The 15,968-nt window shown below is 64.1% G+C and carries 15 protein-coding genes; all 15 read left to right on the forward strand.

The genetic code is table 11. The annotated features are described in order from the left end of the window. Positions 1-245: 245 nt before the first annotated feature. The 15 genes from ACQR1I_RS31440 (at position 246) to ACQR1I_RS31510 (ending at position 15,800) form a co-directional block, all read left to right on the forward strand. On the forward strand, positions 246-2,006 hold the full coding sequence (locus tag ACQR1I_RS31440; protein ID WP_434870152.1) for a relaxase/mobilization nuclease domain-containing protein: 1,761 nt from the start codon (positions 246-248) through the stop codon (positions 2,004-2,006). 19 nt (positions 2,007-2,025) lie between these two features. Next, positions 2,026-4,014 (forward strand): conjugal transfer protein TraG, encoded by a 1,989-nt coding sequence (locus ACQR1I_RS31445; protein ID WP_434870153.1) that lies wholly within the window; start codon positions 2,026-2,028, stop codon positions 4,012-4,014. Between the two features lie 10 nt (positions 4,015-4,024). Beyond that, positions 4,025-4,453 (forward strand): CopG family transcriptional regulator, encoded by a 429-nt coding sequence (locus tag ACQR1I_RS31450; RefSeq protein WP_434870154.1) that lies wholly within the window; start codon positions 4,025-4,027, stop codon positions 4,451-4,453. 135 nt (positions 4,454-4,588) lie between these two features. Next, complete coding sequence (locus ACQR1I_RS31455) at positions 4,589-5,122, forward strand: hypothetical protein (protein WP_434870155.1); 534 nt, start codon at positions 4,589-4,591, stop codon at positions 5,120-5,122. Positions 5,123-5,165: 43 nt separating this feature from the next. Next, the gene (locus ACQR1I_RS31460; protein WP_434870282.1) at positions 5,166-6,536 is read left to right on the forward strand and encodes an MFS transporter; all 1,371 of its coding nucleotides are present in this window, start codon (positions 5,166-5,168) and stop codon (positions 6,534-6,536) included. Positions 6,537-6,762: 226 nt separating this feature from the next. Beyond that, entirely contained in the window at positions 6,763-7,680 is a 918-nt protein-coding gene (gene trbB / locus ACQR1I_RS31465; RefSeq protein ID WP_434870283.1) for a P-type conjugative transfer ATPase TrbB, read from the forward strand. Beyond that, positions 7,680-8,003 (forward strand): TrbC/VirB2 family protein, encoded by a 324-nt coding sequence (locus ACQR1I_RS31470; RefSeq protein ID WP_434870156.1) that lies wholly within the window; start codon positions 7,680-7,682, stop codon positions 8,001-8,003. The genes trbB and ACQR1I_RS31470 overlap by 1 nt, the downstream gene beginning before the upstream one ends. Beyond that, on the forward strand, positions 8,003-8,266 hold the full coding sequence (locus ACQR1I_RS31475; protein ID WP_434870157.1) for a VirB3 family type IV secretion system protein: 264 nt from the start codon (positions 8,003-8,005) through the stop codon (positions 8,264-8,266). The genes ACQR1I_RS31470 and ACQR1I_RS31475 overlap by 1 nt, the downstream gene beginning before the upstream one ends. Positions 8,267-8,274: 8 nt before the next feature. Continuing rightward, positions 8,275-10,716 carry a conjugal transfer protein TrbE gene (gene trbE, locus ACQR1I_RS31480; protein WP_434870158.1) on the forward strand — a complete coding sequence of 814 codons (2,442 nt, stop codon included), beginning with the start codon at positions 8,275-8,277 and terminating at the stop codon, positions 10,714-10,716. Further along, positions 10,713-11,441 (forward strand): P-type conjugative transfer protein TrbJ, encoded by a 729-nt coding sequence (trbJ, locus tag ACQR1I_RS31485; protein WP_434888865.1) that lies wholly within the window; start codon positions 10,713-10,715, stop codon positions 11,439-11,441. The genes trbE and trbJ overlap by 4 nt, the downstream gene beginning before the upstream one ends. Before the next feature lie 53 nt (positions 11,442-11,494). Next, on the forward strand, positions 11,495-12,718 hold the full coding sequence (trbL, locus tag ACQR1I_RS31490; RefSeq protein ID WP_434870159.1) for a P-type conjugative transfer protein TrbL: 1,224 nt from the start codon (positions 11,495-11,497) through the stop codon (positions 12,716-12,718). A 1-nt stretch (position 12,719) separates the two neighbouring features. After that, the gene (gene trbF / locus ACQR1I_RS31495; RefSeq protein WP_434870160.1) at positions 12,720-13,403 is read left to right on the forward strand and encodes a conjugal transfer protein TrbF; all 684 of its coding nucleotides are present in this window, start codon (positions 12,720-12,722) and stop codon (positions 13,401-13,403) included. Continuing rightward, on the forward strand, positions 13,400-14,368 hold the full coding sequence (gene trbG, locus ACQR1I_RS31500) for a P-type conjugative transfer protein TrbG (RefSeq protein ID WP_434888866.1): 969 nt from the start codon (positions 13,400-13,402) through the stop codon (positions 14,366-14,368). The genes trbF and trbG overlap by 4 nt, the downstream gene beginning before the upstream one ends. Continuing rightward, positions 14,365-15,558 carry a TrbI/VirB10 family protein gene (locus tag ACQR1I_RS31505; protein WP_434870162.1) on the forward strand — a complete coding sequence of 398 codons (1,194 nt, stop codon included), beginning with the start codon at positions 14,365-14,367 and terminating at the stop codon, positions 15,556-15,558. Before trbG ends, ACQR1I_RS31505 begins: the two co-directional genes overlap by 4 nt. A gap of 11 nt (positions 15,559-15,569) precedes the next feature. Beyond that, a complete protein-coding gene (locus tag ACQR1I_RS31510; protein WP_434870163.1) occupies positions 15,570-15,800 on the forward strand; it encodes a DUF2274 domain-containing protein in 231 nt (76 codons plus the stop codon). Positions 15,801-15,968: the final 168 nt, after the last annotated feature.

Here is a 15,968-nt window from a genome sequence, read left to right on the forward strand (position 1 = left end):
GCAGCAGAGAACCCGAAATGGAACGACAACACACGAGGGGGAAGGTGTGCAGGGACCGGACGCTTACAGGGCGACGTTCTAGGGCAAGATAAAAGCGGCTCGCCTGTCGAACAGCAAGCCATTGACATGGCTTGCGTTCAACCGTGCCGGTCGGTCGGAGCGCGTGCCGCGCTCGAGGTTTTTGGTAGCACGATCAATGTGGTTTTCGGCACTGTAGTGAGTTTCGCGGCACAGAGGTGCTCTGCATGAGCACCAGTGAGCGTGAGTTCCGCATTCGCCCCGGGCGCATTCGTCATGGGCGGGGGACCAAGGCCAAGACCTTCATCAATCGCGTGCTGCGGGCTGCCAATACCGCCGGTCACGTCGCGCGCTTGCCGACGATCAATGGACGTCATGCGGTGCGGGCTCACTCGACCTTCGGTCGCGGCCGGCTCAGCTTCAGCCGCGAGCGTCTGTTCACCCCCGTGCGTCGGGTGACAGTCAAGGCGCGGATCGCGAGGCACGCGGGGCGCGCGTTTCGGTCAGCGCCTCTGGCGACCCATCTCGCCTATCTCAAGCGCGATGGCGTCACCCGCGATGGTGAGCCGGCCCGGATGTTCGATGCGGCTGGCGATCAAGCGGACGAGGCTGGATTCGAGGCGAGGGGCAGGGGTGACCGGCATCATTTCCGCTTCATCGTCTCGCCCGAGGACGCGGCCGACATGGTGGACCTCAGGGCATTCACCCGGGACCTCATGCGGCAGATGGAGGCCGATCTTTCGACGCGGCTGGAATGGATCGCGGTCGATCATTGGAACACGGACAATCCGCACATCCACGTCCTTGTGCGCGGCGTCGACGAGACCGGCGCGGATCTCGTCATCTCCCGCGACTACATCAGCCGCGGCCTGCGTTCGCGCGCTGAGGAGCTGGTTGCGATCGAGCTTGGGCCGAAGCCGGAGCATGAGATCCGCAACGCACTTGAGAAGGAGATCACGGCTGATCGCTGGACGCGGCTCGATCGTGAGGTCCGGATGGCGGCGAACGAGGTCGGCGCCATCGACCTTCGGCAGGAAGCGGCGGGGCTTCCGGATCCTGATGTGGCCCGGCTCATGCGCGGGCGCCTCCAGTATCTGGAACGCCTGGGGCTAGCGAGCGCGGCGGGCCCGAACGAGTGGATGGTCGAACTCGGTGCGGAGCGGAAGCTTCGCGAGCTCGGCTTGCGAGGAGACATCATCAAGACGATGCACCAGGCCTTCGCTGCGCGCGAGGAAGAGCGCTCGGTGGCCGACTATGCGATCGAGGGATCCGATGCTGGGGCGCCGATCGTCGGTCGGCTGATCGACCGTGGGCTGCACGACGAACTGATCGGCGAGGCCTACGCCGTGATCGATGGTGTCGACGGCCGGGCGCATCATGTTCGGTTCCGTGGCGCCGAGGCCTTCGCCCAGGCGCCACCGGTTGGCGGCATTGTCGAGGTCAGGCGCTTCGGCGGACCGGACGAGGCGCGGCCGACCCTGCTTCTCGCGACGCGCTCGGATCTTGGTCTCGCCGAGCAGATCACAGCGGAGGGCGCCACCTGGCTCGATCATCGTCTGGTCGAACGCGAGCCGATGCCGCTGGCACTGGGCGGGTTCGGAGCCGAGGCCCGGGATGCTCTTCGCGCGCGGGCCGCGCATCTTGCGGATCAGGGTCTGGCGCAGCGGCAAGGCCAGCGGATCATCGTGCAGCGGGATCTCTTGAAGAGCTTGCGACAGCGAGAGCTGGACTCCGTCGGTGCGCAGTTGTCGGCGCAATTCGATCTGCCGCCTCTGCCGGTGTCGCCAGGTGCCCCGATCGCCGGAACCTACCGCCAGCGGCTGACGCTCGCCTCCGGCCGCTTCGCGATGATCGACAATGGGCTTGGCTTCTACCTGGTCCCGTGGTCGCGCGAGCTGGACAGCCGGCTCGGGAAGACCGTCGCCGGCGTTGCCAAGGCCGGCGGCATCGAGTGGCAGCTCGGTCGCAAGCGCGACCTCAGCCTCTGATCAGATCAGGAGAGCATCAATGCCTGCGACCCGAATCCTCTGGGGCCAAGTGTTTGCTGTATCGTTCATCGTCCTCATTGCAATCTGGGGCGCGACGGAATGGACAGCCTGGCGGCTGGCGTTTCAGGCGCGATTGGGACCGCCCTGGTTCTGGCTTGCAGGATGGCCGGTCTATTGGCCGCCGGCGTTCTTCTGGTGGTGGTTCGTCTACGATGCCTATGCGCCCGGCGTGTTCACAGAGGGCGCGGCCATCGCAGCGCTCGGCAGCCTCTTGGCCGTTGCTGCCGCGATCGGCATGTCGCTCTGGCGGGCCCGGGAAGCGAGGATCGTCGCGACCTATGGATCCGCGCGCTGGGCCGAGCCCGGTGAGGTCGAGAAAGCCGGGCTGCTCGGTGAGGATGGCGTCGTGCTGGGCCGGTTGGGGCCGCGCTATCTCCGCCATGACGGACCCGAGCATGTGCTGTGCTTTGCGCCGACGCGGTCGGGCAAGGGCGTAGGCCTTGTCGTGCCCTCGCTGCTGACCTGGTCGGGATCGGCGATCGTTCACGACATCAAGGGCGAGAACTGGCAGCTCACAGCCGGCTTCCGGGCCCGGCATGGCCGGGTCCTGCTGTTCGATCCGACCAATCCGAACGCTTCGGCATACAACCCGCTGCTCGAGGTCCGGCGCGGAGCCTTCGAGGTGCGCGACGTCCAGAACGTCGCCGACGTCCTGGTCGATCCCGAAGGCTCGCTCGACAAGCGCAACCACTGGGAAAAGACCAGCCATTCCCTTTTGGTCGGCGCCATCCTGCACGTCCTCTATGCGGAAGCCGATAAGACCTTGGCCGGCGTCGCAGCCTTCTTGTCTGATCCGCGGCGACCGATCGAGACGACGCTGACGGCCATGATGGCAACGCCGCATCTCGGCGAAGCGGGTCCGCATCCTGTCATCGCATCGATCGCACGCGAGCTTTTGAACAAGTCCGAGAACGAACGGTCGGGCGTACTGTCGACGGCAATGTCGTTCCTTGGGCTCTATCGCGATCCCGTGGTGGCCGAGGTCACGGGCCGCTGTGATTGGCGCATCGCGGATCTGATTGCGGGCAACGAGCCAGCGACGCTCTATCTGGTCGTGCCGCCCTCGGACATCTCGCGGACCAAGCCGCTCATTCGGCTGGTGCTGAACCAGATCGGACGGCGGCTGACCGAGGACCTGCAGGCCCGCGAGCGCCGGCATCGCGTGCTGATGATGCTGGACGAGTTTCCAGCACTCGGGAGGCTCGACTTCTTCGAGTCGGCGCTGGCTTTCATGGCCGGCTACGGCATCAAGAGCTTTCTAATCGCGCAATCGCTCAATCAGATCGAGAAAGCTTACGGGCCGAACAACGCGATCCTGGACAACTGCCATGTCCGGGTGAGCTTTGCCACTAACGACGAGCGGACCGCCAAACGCGTGTCCGACGCGCTCGGCACTGCCACCGAGATGCGGGCTATGAAGAACTATGCCGGCCATCGTCTCGCACCCTGGCTTGGCCACCTCATGGTCTCCCGCCAGGAAACGCCGCGGGCGCTCCTGACGCCGGGTGAGGTGATGCAGCTGCCGCCGGCGGATGAGATCGTGATGGTCGCCGGCGCGCCGCCGATCCGGGCCAAGAAGGTTCGCTACTTCGAGGACGCGAGGCTGGTCGCGCGTGTCCTCCCGCCCCCAGACATCGTAAGGGCCGTGCTGACGCAAGGAGCGGATGCATGGTCGGCGCTGGCGCCGATATCGCCAGCGCTGTCCAAATCCGAAGATCCATCGCCCGCCCGCGAAGATCAGGCAAATGGCGGATTGCGCCGGGAGCCCGAGCTGCCGGAGCACGTCGCGATCGCAAGTGAGGCCACCGTCGTCGATCCGGCAGACGAGTTCTCCGTCGTGCTCGATGACGATGACCTGGCGCAGCGTTCCAGAGCCGACCGTGATCCGACAATGACGGGTGTCGCACGGCAGGCTGCGCTTGATCCCGGTGACGATATGGGTCTGTGAGGCCGATCTGATGCGCGATCGCATGAATGTCTACTTTCCGCCGGAGCTCCTGAAGCAGATCACGGAGCTCGCGGATCGCAAGAAGCTGTCGCGCTCGGCAATCGTTGAGGCTGCCGTTCTGTCGTTCCTGTCGCCTGATGGGGCGGACCGGCGCGAAGCTGCGTTCACGCGAAGGCTCGACCGGCTATCTCGCCAGATACAGCGGCTGGAGCGCGACGTCGGTATCCTCGCGGAGACCTTGGCGTTGTTCGTCCGCTTCTGGCTGACCGTCACGCCGCCGCTTCCGAACGAGGCTCAATCCGCGGCCCAGATCAAGGGGCGTGAGCGGTTCGAAGGCTTCGTTGAGGCCCTAGGTCGGCGCCTCCAGAAGGGGCAGAGCTTTCTGCGCGAGATCCCGGAGGATTTCGTGCGGAAGGAGCCGGAGGAGCCAAGCAGCTGAGAGGCGGATTCGATCGTCGCCAAGCAGGCGTCTACGCCAGAGCTTCTTTTTCTACGCCTTTCCGCGAACGCCGAGGCGCCGTGGGTGCCATCCAGCGGAGGGCCGCTTATCGACGGACCAAATGGGGTCCGAACGATGAAGAAAAAGATCACGCTGCAGCTTTCCGACGAGATCCTCGGTCGCTTGAAGGGGGCGACTGAGGAGCGATGTGTCAACCGCGCCGTTCTGATCGAAAAAGCCCTGGAGCGCTTTCTCGCCGAGCCCACGGAATCTGTGCCGCAGCAGGATCGCCTTGGTGGCCTGGAGCGGCAACTCGAGAGCATCAAGTGCGATCTCAGGGCGCTCAATGAGACGGTCGCTCTCCATGCTCGCTATCATCTGGCGCTGACGTCGCTCGGCCGAGATGGCGGTGCTGGAGTGAGCTCCGCCGCGCCCGTCGACGGCTGTCAGACGCGTCACGACGGCGAACATGAGACCCGCGAGCAGGCGAGGGTTGCAGGTTCTGGAGGTCAACATCAGCAAGACGAGGACTTGCCGTTCGGAGCTCCAGCCCGCCGTACACGATCGGCTCTAGGAGCTGCTCCGACCACAGAAGTGTCCTGGGGAATGCCGGCCGCCCAGGAGGGCGGCGAGGATCCCTTTCGCCTTGCGTCGGAAACAATGCGCTGACGAATCCGGCGCGATTGATCCTGATCCTCCCTTGCCGGCCTTCATGTTCGGTCGGAAGGCTGCCGAAGCGAGGACAGGCCGCACTGCCGGGATTCCCGGTTGGCTCGTTGTTGCTCTCGTGTTCATGCCGTTCGCAGCGGGCTACTTCCTGTCTTACCTGTTCCGGACGATCAATGGCGTAGTCTCCGAACGCTTGGCCTCCGAGCTTGGACTGAATGCTGCCGACCTCGGTCTGATCACGGCGGTTTATTTCCTGGTGCTTGCGGCCGCCCAAATTCCGGTCGGGATGATGCTCGATCGTTACGGACCGCGGCGCGTTCAGAGTGCGCTGCTCGTGGTCGCGGCATTGGGTGCGGCTGGGTTCGCGCGGTCGACGGGATCAATCTCGTTGATGACATCACGCGCCGTAATCGGGCTGGGCGTCGCGGCAGCCCTGACCGCAGGGCTGAAAGCGATCGTTCTCTGGTTTCCGCGCGAGCGGGTGGCACTCGTCAACGGTTACATGGTCATGCTCGGTGCTCTCGGCGCCGTCGCTGCGACCTTGCCGGCAGAAGCGATCCTGGCTCGGACCGGATGGCGCGACATGTTCGAGATCCTGGCGGTCGCCACGGCAGGCACTGCTGTCCTGATTTACTTCCTGGTCCCCGAACGCGAAAGCGATGCAGCTTCCGCACCGGCTGAAGGTGGCCTGCGGAGCATCTTGATCGACCAACGCTTCTGGAAGGTCGCGCCGTTGTCGGGAGCATGCATTGGATCTGCCTGGTCAATGCAAGGGCTCTGGGCGCCGGCGTGGTTGACCGAAGTGGAGGGCATGACCCGAAGCCAGGTGGTGACGGCGCTGTGTACGACGGCGATTATGCTCTGCCTCGGCGCATGGTTGCTGGGCACCCTGGCCAATTGGACACGCAAGAAGGGGATCAGGTCCGAGACATTGCTGGCAATTGTAGGCGGACTGTTCGTCCTGGCTCAGCTGGCGTTGGTATTCCGGCTACCGGTGCCTCCGATTGTTCCCTGGTTGATGATCGCGATCGTGGGTGCAGCGACGGTGCTGAGCTTTGCGATCATCTCAGACTACTTTCCAAAGGAGATGGCCGGACGGGCCAACGGGGTATTGAACGTCGTTCATTTCGGCTGGGGATTTCTGGCCCAATATGGAACCGGCCTGTTGCTGGCGCAGTGGGCGCAGCATGACGGTCACTATCCGATCTTCGCATATCAGGTGGCTTTCGGTGTGAACGTCGCGCTGCAGTTCGCGGCTCTGGTTTGGTTCGCAATTCCGCGTGGGAAGCGAGAGAGGGAGCTGTCCAGCCTGCAACTCGGTCGTGATGTCGACGAGCTAAGCGAACCCGACGCCGCGTCTTCCTACGAACGTCCCGTTTTCATCAGTGATCCCGCAACGGCAGGCTCGTGGTGAACTGACATTGAATCGGGCGCAGGTCAGGCGCGATCCGTTGGCTGGTAGTCTCGGGCTTTGCGCTTTCCTACGCCAGAGCACGAACGGAGCGGAGTGGTCCTTGCTCCATGCTTGCTTATGTATTCTTTGATCATCCGGTCGCGCGGAGCCGATGTTGGCGCGCTCAGGATCGGAGAACGGGGTGGTCGAAGTTCTTCAGACGCAGTTGGTCTCGCGCGGCACGCGCATGCTGCGGACGGCTTTGGGATCGGCCATTGCGAAGCTTCTTGATGATCAGAGCGTCGTCGAGGTGATGCTCAATCCGGATGGCAAGTTGTGGGCCGATCGCCTCGCGTCTGGTTTGGCTGACACAGGTGAAACGCTCCCCGCCGCCGCCGCCGAGCGGATTATCCGCCTGGTCGCGCACCATGTCGGATTCGAGGTCCATGCAGGTTCGCCTCGTGTGTCCGCTGAATTACCGGGAACAGGGGAACGGTTCGAGGGCTTGTTGCCGCCCGTCGTCGCCGCTCCGACCTTTGCGATCCGCAAACCTGCCGTCGCGGTGTTCACGCTCGACGACTACGTTGCCTCTGGAATCATGAATCCAGCGCAAGCTAGCAGCTTGCGGCAAGCGGTCCGCGATCGCTGCAACATCCTGGTGGCCGGTGGCACCTCCACTGGAAAGACGACGCTGACGAACGCGCTGTTGGCTGTGGTTGCGGAAACCTCAGACCGCGTCGTTCTGATCGAGGATACGCGCGAACTGCAGTGCCGCGCACCCAATCTCGTGGCGCTTCGAACCAAGGATGGCATTGCGTCCCTGTCTGACCTGGTCCGATCGTCGCTTCGGCTGCGTCCCGATCGCATTCCGATCGGCGAGGTGCGCGGCCCCGAGGCGCTCGATCTTCTGAAAGCCTGGGGCACCGGTCATCCAGGCGGGATCGGCACGATCCACGCCGGTTCGGCACTCGGCGCGCTTCGGAGGCTAGAGCAGCTGATTCAGGAAGCCGTCGTCACCGTCCCGCGCGCTCTCATTGCCGAAACGATCAATGCCATCGCCGTGCTCACGGGACGCGGTCGTGAACGACGCTTGAGCGAACTCGTCCGGGTCGAGGGGCTCGCTGCGAACGGAGACTACCTTCTCGTGCCTTTGGGAGACCAATGATGAAGAGACCGATCGGGCGACTATCGGCGGGTTTAACTGCCGCCGCAGCTTTCACACTGCTGATCGACTGCCCAGCTCGCGCCGCCGGCTCGAACATGCCCTGGGAACAGCCGCTCAATCAGATTCTGCTCTCCGTGGAGGGGCCGGTCGCCAAGATCATTGCGGTGATCATCATTATCACGACCGGGCTGTCGCTGGCCTTCGGCGAAACCTCGGGTGGCTTCCGACGGCTGATCCAGATCGTGTTCGGGCTCTCGATCGCGTTTGCGGCCTCGAGCTTCTTCCTGTCGTTCTTCGCTTTCGGCGGCGGGGTGGTGATCTGATGGAAGAGGACGTCAAGGGCTTCAGCGCTCCCGTTCATCGCTCTCTGACCGAGCCGATCCTGCTCGGCGGCGCACCTCGTTCGGTAGCGATCGTCAATGGCACGTTGTCGGCCGCGCTCGGCTTGGGACTCCGGCTCTGGTTCTTCGGCCTGCTGCTCTGGTTTATCGGTCACATGATCGCGGTCTGGGCCACGAAGCGTGACCCGTCCTTCATCGAAGTCGTGCGCCGTCATCTGCGCATTCCCGGTCATCTCGGTCAGTAAGGTCAGCCATGTTCAATCTCGCCGAATATCGCCGCACCAACATCCGGCTTGCGGATTTCCTTCCCTGGGCGGCGCTGGTCGATGAAGGTGTCGTCCTCAACAAGGACGGCTCGCTGCAGCGGACAGCGCGCTTCCGTGGCCCCGATCTGGAGAGCTCCGTCGCGTCCGAGCTTGTCGCTGTCGCGGCCCGACTCAACAATGCGCTGCGGCGGCTCGGATCGGGCTGGGCGATCTTCGTCGAGGCGCAACGGCATTCGGCGGGATCCTATCCGCCTTGCATGTTTACGGATGCGGCGTCTGCGCTGGTCGACGCCGAGCGCAAGGCACAGTTCGAGGAGGAGGGGGCCCATTACGAGTCGAGCTACTACCTGACGTTTCTGTACCTGCCGCCACGGGAAGACGTCGCCCGTTCCGAACGCGTGCTCTACGAGGGCCGGCCGCAATCGGATGGCGTCAACGGCCGCGAAATCCTGCGCAGCTTCATCGACCGTACGGACCGCATCCTGCAGCTGATCGCCGGCTTCATGCCGGAATGCGGCTGGCTCGGTGACGACGCGGTGCTGAGCTATCTGCATTCGACGATCTCGACGCAGCGCCAGCGGGTCCGGGTTCCAGAAATCCCGATGCATCTGGATGGGCTGCTCGCAGACCAGCCGCTGATGTGCGGGCTCGAGCCCATGCTGGGATCGGTGCATCTGCGGGTCCTCACCATCGTCGGCTTTCCCTCGGCCACCACGCCGGGGATTCTCGATGAGCTGAACGGGCTTGCGTTTCCCTACCGCTGGTCGACGCGCGCGATCATGTTGGACAAGCAGGATGCCGTGAAGCTTGTTACGCGGATCCGCCGGCAATGGTTCGCCAAGCGCAAGTCGCTCGCAGCTATCCTGAAGGAGGTCATGACCAACGAGGCTGCAAGCCTCGTGGACACGGATGCGCACAACAAAGCGGTAGATGCCGATGCGGCTCTGCAGGATTTGGGATCCGACGACGTTGGTCAGGCCTATGTCACGGCGACGGTGACCGTCTGGGATGGGGACCCGGCACGAGCGGACGAGAAGCTGCGGCAGGTCGAAAAGGTCATCCAGGGACGCGACTTCACCTGCATGGCGGAGAGCGTGAACGCCGTCGAAGCGTGGCTCGGGGGCCTTCCGGGACATGTCTATGCCAATGTCCGGCAGCCGCCGGTGTCGACCCTTAACCTGGCCCACATGATCCCGCTGTCGGCGGTCTGGGCCGGTGAGACGCGCGATCATCATCTCAAGGCGCCACCGCTGCTGTTCGGTCGGACGGAAGGCGCGACACCGTTCCGCTTCTCGCTGCATGTGGGTGACGTCGGTCATACGCTCGTGGTCGGCCCGACGGGAGCGGGGAAGTCGGTGCTGCTGGCGCTGATGGCCCTGCAGTTTCGTCGCTATCCTGGTGCTCAGATTTTCGCGTTCGACTTCGGCGGCTCCATGCGGGTCGCTACGCTGGCCATGAGCGGGGACTGGCACGACCTCGGTGGCGCGTTGTCGGCGGAGACGGACGCCGCCGTCGCGCTGCAGCCCTTGGCCGGCATCGACGACATCGGCGAGCGCGCCTGGGCGGTCGATTGGATCACCAGCATCTTGGTGCACGAGAAGATTGTCGTGACGCCGGAGGCCAAGGAGCATCTCTGGTCAGCTCTGACCTCGCTAGCGTCGGCGCCAGCAGCAGAACGTACGCTGACCGGGCTGTCCGTGCTGCTGCAGTCCAACAGCCTCAAGCGAGCGCTCAAGCCCTATTGCCTCGATGGTGCCCATGGCCGCCTGCTGGATGCCGACCACGAGGCGCTCGGCGACGGATCGGTCCAGGCCTTCGAAACCGAGGGGCTGATCGGGACAGCCGCAGCGCCCGCGGTGCTTGCCTATCTGTTCCATCGGATCGCCCAGCGCCTCGACGGCCGCCCGACGCTGCTGATCATCGATGAGGGCTGGCTGGCGCTGGATGATGCCGATTTTGCCGGACAACTGCGGGAATGGCTGAAGACGCTGCGCAAGAAGAACGCCTCGGTCGTTTTCGCGACCCAATCTCTGTCCGACATCCATGGTTCGCCAATCGCGCCCGCTATCATCGAGAGTTGTCCGACACGAATTCTGCTTCCCAATGAGCGTGCCGTTGAGCCGCAGATCACGGCGATCTATCGCCGCTTCGGGCTGAACGATCGCCAGATCGAGCTGTTGAGTCGCGCGGTGCCCAAGCGCGACTACTACTGCCAATCGCGCCGCGGCAATCGGATGTTCGAACTCGGACTCGGGGAGGTCGGGCTTGCGTTTGCTGCCGTCTCTTCGAAAGCGGATCAGGCGGCAGTCGCGGAGGTCTCGGCGGCAGCCGGGAAGGAGGGATTTGCCGCGGCTTGGCTCCAACACCGGAACGTTGGCTGGGCCGCCGACCTTGTTCCGAGCCTCGACAACCTGGAAATCCGGGCATGAGGCGGATGTGTCGTTTGGCGGCGTCAGCCGTGGCCTTTGTCCTGGTCTCGGCTGCGCCGCTACGGGCGCAGCTCGTCGTGTTCGATCCGAACAACTACGCCCAGAACGTTCTGACGGCCGCGCGCGAGCTGCAGCAGATCAATAATCAGATCTTGTCGCTACAGAACCAGGCGCAGATGCTGATCAACCAGGCCAAGAACCTGGCGAGCCTGCCCTATTCCTCGCTGGGGCAGCTGCAGCAGTCGATCCAGCGTACCCAGGATCTCCTCAGGCAGGCTCAGCGGCTGGCCTATGACGTCCAGCAGATCGACCACGCCTTTGCGACGACGTACGCGCCAGCCACGGGCAATATGTCCAGCCAAGATCTCGTCAGCAATGCGCAGGCGCGCTGGCAGACGTCGGTGGCCGCGCTGCAGGATGCGCTCAAGGTCCAAGCCGGCGTCGTCGGCAATCTCGATACGGTCAAGAGCCAGTCGGCGGCGCTGGTCGCGGCCAGCCAGGGCGCGACCGGCGCGCTGCAGGTGACCCAAGCGGGCAACCAGATCCTGGCGCTGCAGGCGCAGCAGCTTGCCGATCTCACGGCCGCGGTGGCCGCGCAGGGACGGGCCGAGAGCCTCGATAGCGCGCAGCGCGCGGCAGCCCAGGACCAGGGTCGCGAGCAGCTCCGGCGCTTCCTCGCGCCGGGACAGGGCTACCAGCCCTCCAACGTCCAGATGTTTCACTGAGGATGAAGCTCTGATCTGCGGGAGCTCGGCTGTCGCTTGAGGGAGATTGGCCCATGGCCGGAACGGGCATCATCGATCAATTCCTGGAGACCTTCACCCGGTCGATCGACAGCGGCTTCGGGCTGCTCGGCGGCGAGGTCGGCTATCTCGCGACCACGCTGGTCGCGATCGACATGACCCTGGCGGCGCTATTTTGGGCCTGGGGCGGCGAGGACGACATCGTTGCGCGTCTGGTGAGAAAGACGCTGTTCGTCGGCGTCTTCGCCTATCTCATCGGCAACTGGAATAGTCTGGCCCGCATCGTATTCGAAAGCTTCGCTGCCCTCGGCTTGAAAGCCTCCGGGTCTGCGCTATCGACTGCTGACTTTCTCCGGCCGGGGAAAATCGCCCAAGTCGGCCTTGATGCCGGACGGCCGCTTCTCCGGGCGATATCGAGCCTGATGGGCTATGTCGGCGTCTTCGAGAACTTCGTTCAGATCGTGGTTCTCCTGTTTGCCTGGCTAGTCGTGCTGCTGGCGTTTTTCATCCTGGCGATCCAGCTCTTCGTCACCCTGATCGAGTTCAAGCTGACGACAATTGCAGGCTTCGTGCTGATTCCGTTCGGCCTGTTCGGTAAGACAGCGTTCGCGGCCGAGCGCGTGCTCGGGAATGTCATGTCCTCGGGCATCAAGGTGCTGGTGCTCGCGGTCATCTCCGGCGTCGGCTCCACGCTCTTTGCGCAGTTGACGCAAGCGGGCGGCGGCGATCCGCCGACGATCGACAGCGCTATGGCGCTGGTGCTGGGATCGCTGTCGCTGCTTGGTCTAGGACTGTTCGGGCCTGGCATTGCGAATGGCTTGGTGTCCGGCGGCCCGCAGCTCGGCGCCGGCAGCGCGGCCGGTGCATCCTTGGCAGCCGGAGGTCTCGCCGTGGCCAGCGTGGGGCTTGCCGCTGGAGCCGCAGGGCTCGCCGGCGGCGCGATCTCCGGTTCGGCGCGAGCCGCGGCATCGCTGCGCCCTGGCGCGTCGAGCCTGTTACGCCGAAGCACGGCCGTAGCTGAGGACACGGGCGTGGCACCGAGCCCGTTGCGCGAGAAGATAGCTGCGCAGAACGGCCCACCGAATTCTTCTTCGTCAGTCGACGGGAATGCTTCGGCCGCTGCCTCGCCCCGCTGGGCACAACGCATCAAGGCGGCGCGTGCCGTTCACCAGGGGGCGTCCACAACCACGCAAGCGGTGCGCAATGCCGAGCAGGGCGGGCACGGCGGCTCCGTCGATCTCTCTGAGGGGAAATCCTGACATGTTCAAGCGCCCATCCGTCCACTATGGCCGTACACCGGAGCCGGTTACGCCCTATCAGAAGGCTGCGCAAGTCTGGGACGAGCGCATCGGCTCGGCCCGCGTGCAGGCCAAGAACTGGCGGCTGATGGCGTTGGGCTGCCTGGGCCTCGTTGCAGGTCTTGCGTCCGCCTTGATCTGGCAATCGACCCGCGGGACGGTGACGCCCTGGGTGATCGAGGTCGGTCATCTTGGCGAGGTCCAACGGGTCGCGCCTGCGATCGCAGACTACAAGCCCACTGATCCGCAGGTCGCGTTCCATCTCGCTCGCTTTATCGAGGATGTCAGAGGGCTGCCGGCGGACGGGATCGTGCTTCGTCAGAACTGGCTGCGCGCCTATGATTTCACGACCGATCGTGGCGCCGCTGCGCTCAACGACTACGCTCGTTCCAACGATCCGTTCACGAAGCTCGGCAAGTCCCAGGTTTCCATCGAGGTCTCCAGCGTCATCCGAGCTTCGCCGGATAGTTTCCGGGTCGCCTGGGTGGAGCGCCGCTACGAGAGCGGTGCGCTGAGCGCAACGGAACGCTGGACCGCAATCCTGACGATCGTGCTCGCGATGCCCGACAACGCGGATCGGCTGCGCAAGAACCCGCTCGGTGTCTACGTCCAAGCCATAAACTGGTCGAAGGAGTTGTCGCAGTGAATAGGCCAATTGCTGGGTTGTCGCGCGCGCGATGGACGATCGTGCTTGCGACTATTGTTCCGCTTGCCGGCTGCGTGACGACTGCGCCGCCCAAGATAAGCTATGACAGCGACATACCGCCTCTGCCGGCACCGCCTCCGGCCGTGGAGGACAGGCCCAAACCGCTTCACTTGCCGCCGCCATGGAAGGTGTCCTTAGGCGGCGGGGCTGGCGCGAAGGAGGACGCGGACCCGCTCGATCGCGTTGAGACGGCCAACAGCGCCGCAAGGGTCGAGCCGCGGAGGCGGGGGTATTTCAACGCGGCGCAGATCTATGCCTACAGTCCGGGCGCGTTGTACCAGGTCTACGCGGCGCCTGGGCAGATCACCGACATCATGCTCGAGGAGGGCGAGCAGCTTACGGGCTCCGGTCCGGTCTCGGCCGGCGACACCGTCCGCTGGGTAGTCGGTGATACCGAGAGCGGCGTGGGTGAGACGCGACGCGTCCATATCCTCGTCAAGCCCACGCGGCCTGCTATCGAGACCAATCTCGTCGTCAATACCGACCGGCGGACCTATCTGATCGAACTGCGGTCTCGCGAGAAGCCGTATATGCCGGCCGTGGCCTGGTACTATCCGCAGAATGCCGAGACCCGGGCCCGACAGGCGGTGCTGAGGCCAGAGTTGCCTGAGCCATCGCAGCGGCGTCTGCGATATCGGATCGAGGGCGATGACCCGCCGTGGAAGCCGGTCAATGCCTATGACGACGGGCGAAAGGTCTATATCGAGTTCGCGCGCGGCATCGTGCAAGGCGAATTGCCGCCTTTGTTCGTCATTGGCGCGGATGGTGCGCCGGAGATCGTCAACTATCGGACCTTCCGCAATGTGATCATCGTCGATCGTTTGTTTGCCGCTGCAGAACTGCGCCTGGGCGGCGAACAGCAGCAGAAGGTCCGGATCATCCGAACCGAAGGAGCGACCCCATGACGGGCGGGGACGACACGGGTTCGGTTGTGCAAGAAACGTCTGCTGCCGATCAGCGTACAAAGGAGCTGCGACTCAAGGGTGATCCGCCACAGATCACGCGGCTGTCCCGTAAGGTCCTGGCGGGCGGGAGCGCGCTGGCGCTCCTCGTGATCGGCGGCACCTTCATCTGGGCGCTGCAGGCCAACAAGCCGCGCCAATCCAGGGCGGACGAGCTCTACAGCACCGATCACCACGACGTAGCCGATGGCGTGTCTGCGCTGCCGCGCGATTATGCGAGCTTGGGCAAGGACACCCCTGTTCTCGGCCCACCGCTGCCGGGCGACCTCGGCCGGCCGATCCTTGCGTCACAAGGTCAGGCGGGGCCGACCACGCCCGATTCCGATCAGCAGCGCCGAGAGCAGGAGACGGAAGCTGCGCGCGTCAGCCGGCTGTTTGCCACGACCAATGCGCGCGACAGCCAGCCGCCGGCCGGTACAGTTCAGGGCGGCGACCGGCCTGGGATGAATCCGGATGAGTTCCTCACCCAGAATGGTCAGGAGCGCAAGCTCGCCTTCGTCAACGCTCCGGTTGATCGCCGTACCACCAGTCCGGACCGGGTCACGCGGCCAGCGTCTCCATTCGTTGTCCAAGCCGGCACCGTCTTATCCGGCGCTTTGATCACGGGGATTCGCTCCGACCTACCTGGACAGATCACGGCTCAGGTGACCGAGAACGTCTTCGACACTCCTTCGGGACGCACTTTGCTAGTTCCGCAGGGAGCTCGCCTCATCGGTACATATGATAGCCAGGTGACGACCGGCCAAACGCGTGTGCTCCTGGTCTGGACGAGACTGATCATGCCCAATGGCCGCTCGATCGTTCTCGAGCGGCAGCAGGGCGCCGATGCAGGCGGCTATTCCGGGCTCTCTGACGAGGTCGACAATCATTGGAAGCAACTCATCGGCTCCGCATTGCTCTCGAGCCTGCTGTCGGTGGGTAGTGAAATCAATGCGGGAGCGAATGCGAACACGAACAATGCAGGGATCATCCAGGCGTTGCGCCAGGGCTTTGGTAACGCGATAAGTCAGACCGGCCAGCAGCTCGTGCGCCAGCAGATGAACATTCAGCCGACATTGACGGTGAAGCCGGGCTTTCCGGTGCGCGTAATCGTCAATCGCGACCTGGTTCTCGAGCCATATCGCGATCGCTAGGGGCCGGGAGCATGAAGCTGAAGATTTCGGCGCTTCCAGACGACAAGCCGGTTAAGATCTCCGTCGAGCTACCCGCGAGCGTTCATCGAGATCTACAAGCGTATGCGGAGATTATGGCGCGAGAGTCGACCCAAATGCCTATCGAGATCGGGCGACTCGCCGCGGCAATGATCACGCGCTTCATGGCCACCGATCGGGCGTTTGCCAAGTTTAGGCAGTCGGCATCGGAGGAAGGCGAATAGTGGGTGATCAGCCCTATTTCTTGAGACCTTCCGCCTGCGCGACGTTACGACAAGAAACAGGCCGGTTACGACCGGTCCGGCTATCCCGATCGAAGGTCCCTGGTAAGCTGCCGAATCGGCAAGATTCGAGGCCTTCTTTAAGTTCCAAACCTGTGCTGCAGCGCGGGA

The sequence above is a fragment of the Bradyrhizobium sp. HKCCYLS2038 genome (genome assembly GCF_051167655.1).
Classification (GTDB): domain Bacteria; phylum Pseudomonadota; class Alphaproteobacteria; order Rhizobiales; family Xanthobacteraceae; genus Bradyrhizobium.